The organism is Dialister succinatiphilus YIT 11850 (genome assembly GCF_000242435.1).
GTDB classification, from domain to species: domain Bacteria; phylum Bacillota; class Negativicutes; order Veillonellales; family Dialisteraceae; genus Dialister; species Dialister succinatiphilus.
On sequence record NZ_JH591188.1, the window covers coordinates 54294 to 57736 of the forward strand.

3 protein-coding genes are annotated in these 3443 nt (G+C 43.9%); 1 reads left to right on the forward strand and 2 read right to left on the reverse strand.

Translation table 11 applies throughout. From position 1 onward, the window contains the following. Window positions 1-684: 684 nt before the first annotated feature. Window positions 685-1866, forward strand: coding sequence for a glycosyltransferase (locus HMPREF9453_RS11060; protein WP_008859597.1), 1182 nt, complete (start codon window positions 685-687; stop codon window positions 1864-1866). A gap of 52 nt (window positions 1867-1918) precedes the next feature. On the opposite strand, the gene pssA is transcribed toward HMPREF9453_RS11060, so the two are convergent. Further along, entirely contained in the window at window positions 1919-2599 is a 681-nt protein-coding gene (gene pssA, locus HMPREF9453_RS05640) for a CDP-diacylglycerol--serine O-phosphatidyltransferase (RefSeq protein WP_008859598.1), read from the reverse strand. After that, window positions 2600-3247: a phosphatidylserine decarboxylase gene (locus tag HMPREF9453_RS05645; protein WP_008859599.1), complete on the reverse strand. Its 648-nt coding sequence runs from the start codon at window positions 3245-3247 to the stop codon at window positions 2600-2602. Window positions 3248-3443 lie beyond the last annotated feature (196 nt).

The window sequence follows — 3443 nt, forward strand, 5'->3', positions numbered from 1 at the left end:
CTGCGTGCACAGAAGTGTGCGTGAATGGCTTTCGACATTCAGTTCAAGCTGATTTATCAAGGCATACGGGATGTTTTCCGTGTGCGAAGTTTGAGAATCTAATAATATAATAGTAATTGTAATCACAGTATACAATAACGGAATGATGCTGGTAAAGTGTTTAATATAGCTGTTGAATAGACTTTATTCTGAAATCTGAAATCTTTTTTTAAATGAAAGCAATATTTAGCGATTTCCTATGCTTTCAGCGTGATGTTTGTGCTTGAAATGCACGTAAACACTTGTTTTTTACACCAGGCTCTAAAAATTGAATTTATCAGTCAAGCCGAGTATCGACACGTTGAAGACTTCACAGTATTGACCAATTAGGTGATCAAACGCCCTTGCTGGCAGTTTAAGCTCTTTCATAGCAATGTTAATAGATTTTTAAAGCTGGCTAATTTTCATGGGTTAGGATATCATAAGGATAGAACCTTTCTTTTTGAACCTTTGAGATTGAGGACTTATATGATACGAAACAAAAGGTACCTTTTCTATGTCAAAAAATCAATTTCATCGAGGTGATTCCCCGTAATTATCAGCATTCCTGTTGGATTTCCATATGGGTAAAGCTGAATTATTTATTAACAAATTTGCAAATGCGTAAGTTCTAAGTTCGTAGTCATAGGATTTTAAAGGAGAATCATGAGGATTACAATAGCTCATTTTGGGACTCATTATGTGGATATGCCAGGAGGAGTAGAAAAGCTGACCTGCTACCTGTCCAGTGACCTTGTGAAAAAAGGATATGATGTGACTGTACTGTATCGGGATGGTATAGAAGGGCAACCCCATTTTCCCATTGATTCGAAGGTAAGGCAGCTCAATATTCTCTTTGAAAATGGACATAAAGTGGTCTCGGAAAAATTACCTTTTACCCTGCGAGTTTATCGAGAATTGGCTCGGCTTTTCAGTCAGAAAAAGGCGCAGGGCATCAATGCAGAATTTAAAGGAAGACAGTATGGTCCACGGATACGCCGATTCCTGAATGAATATCCGGCAGATGTCATTCTTTCCTGTTCTGCACCTTCTACGAAGTATGTAATTACTAATGCTGATTATCAGGGACCTGTAATTACCATGTTCCGCGGGGATCCGGCGGTGCAGATGCCCCTTCTTTCCGATGAGGAAAGAAAGGCAGTTGCTAAAAGTGCAGCCATCCAGGTTCTCTGGCCGTCGAAGGTGGAAGTTGCGAAGAAATATTTTCCCGGTGTCCCGGTGGTGGCAATCGGAAATGCAGTCTTTCCAGCAAAGTACCAGGCCACTCCAGGAAAAGAAAAGGAAAAACACCTTATTTCCTGTGTAGGAAACGTATCTGGGAGGAAAAATCAGAAATTGCTGGTCCAGGCCTTTGCAGCACTAGCAGATCGGTATCCGGACTGGAATGTAGAATTCTGGGGAGAGAAAAGTTCCCATTATGCCAGAAGTATGGAAGAGGAAATCAAAGCGAAGCATCTGGGGGAGCGAATTTTACTGAAAGGTAAAACAAACCACATCGAAGAGGTATATTATCGGAGTGACATTTTTTGCATTCCCAGTACCAGTGAAGGATTTCCACAGGGACTGGCGGAAGCCATGTCGGCAGGGCTTCCTTGTATCGGGCTCAAGACCTGCGGTGGTACCAATGAGCTGATTCATGAAGGAGAAACTGGCTTTTTGGTGGATAATGAACAGATGTCATTATCCAAGGTCTTGTCTGCATTAATGGATGATGCAGATCTTAGAATCCGGATGGGCAAGATAGGTCGTGAACTAGTGCAGCAGTACAAGCCAGACTGTATGTGGACTATGTGGGAAGAGCTGATACAAAATGTCAGTAAGACTTGAAAAGCAAAACGGTATGAACAATTCAGTTCATACCGTTTTGCTTTTAAGGTTTTCAATTTTTCTTTAATTGCTTTCGATTCAGGAATGTATTCATCATACCGAAGAGGATAAAGGCCGCAGACAAAGCTGCTGCCCAAATGGGCCAGTAAAAGAAAGTGCAGATAATGAAGAATGCCAGACAGATAATGATGGCCGGCAAGTGCAGCTGGTCTGCACTTGCGCCCTTGTTATCGGGATAGTGGATTTCACTGACCATAAGAAAGGCCAGGATGAGCACGCAGATTACGGTCAGCCAGTTCCAGATCTTAGCCCCCGAGAGGACATAGGATGCCACGATGATGCCGGTTATTGGGCAGGGGAGCCCTTCGAAATAACCGTGAACGCTGGTGACTTTTACATTAAATCTGGCCAGTCGAAAGGCACAGAATGTACCAAGCAGGGCGCAGGGAATGAATCCGAGGGGGCCCACTTCATGAAGCTGGTAGGCGTATATGAGGGCCCCAGCAGCGATGCCAAAGGAAATATCATCGGAAAGGGAATCCAGTTCTACTCCCATGGGACCAGCGGTATGCAAGGCCCGGGCTACACGGCCGTCCAGGGCGTCTGCCACCATGGCAATCAGAATGAACACAGCAGCGGTTTTAAAATTTCCGGATATGGACATCATGATAGACAGCCCGCCAAAAAATGCATTTGCCGCGGTCACTGTATTTGCTACCCATGATTTATTCACTTATTTCAGCCTCCCTACCACCGTGAGTCCGCCTTTCACCTTGTCACCTTTTTTGACAAGAATATCGCAGCCTCCGGGAATATAGAGCTCCGTGCAAGAGCCAAATTTAATCATACCATAGAGTTCCCCCTTTTCCAAATGGTCACCCAGATTCTTCCAGGACACCACCCGCCTAGCTAGGATGCCTGCAATGAGGATGACCAGGATAGACCGCTTCTTGCCGGTAATACCGATGGCACCCTGTTCATTGACGAAGCCTACACCTTCTTTATAGGCGGGAAGAAATCGGCCCTGAGTGTAGGACTGATATTTGATGTCTCCTTCCATAGGAGCCCTATTGCAGTGGACATTGAAGATGGAAAGGAAAATGGTAATCTTGTGGCATTTTTCTCCAAGAAACATGTCCTCTTCCACATCTTGAGATACATCCACTACTGTGCCGTCCGCAGGAGAGACGAGGGTATCATCACCTGCAGGAATTTTGTTGTTTCTCGGCGGGCAGCGGAAGAAATAAGTGAAGTATAGACACAAAATGAAAGGAATGACTGCCAAGTAATACCATTTCATATAGTATAAGGCAGCACCGGAAAAGAATGTCACAAGGATAAATGGAAATCCTTCCGACAATATAATCGGTTTCTTTAACATTACAGACTCCTGCTTTACTAAATTGCTTTACTCAAACTTCGCAGGTAAAAATCCCCTGCACCCCTTGAAAGTCCAGGCTTTGTAAACAGAAAAATAGCATGAGTCTTGCCAGTTTGGTATAATTATGTTGGCTCAAAAACATACCAAGCACCGGAGGCTCATGCTATGAAAAGTATATCACAAACCACCCAGCAGA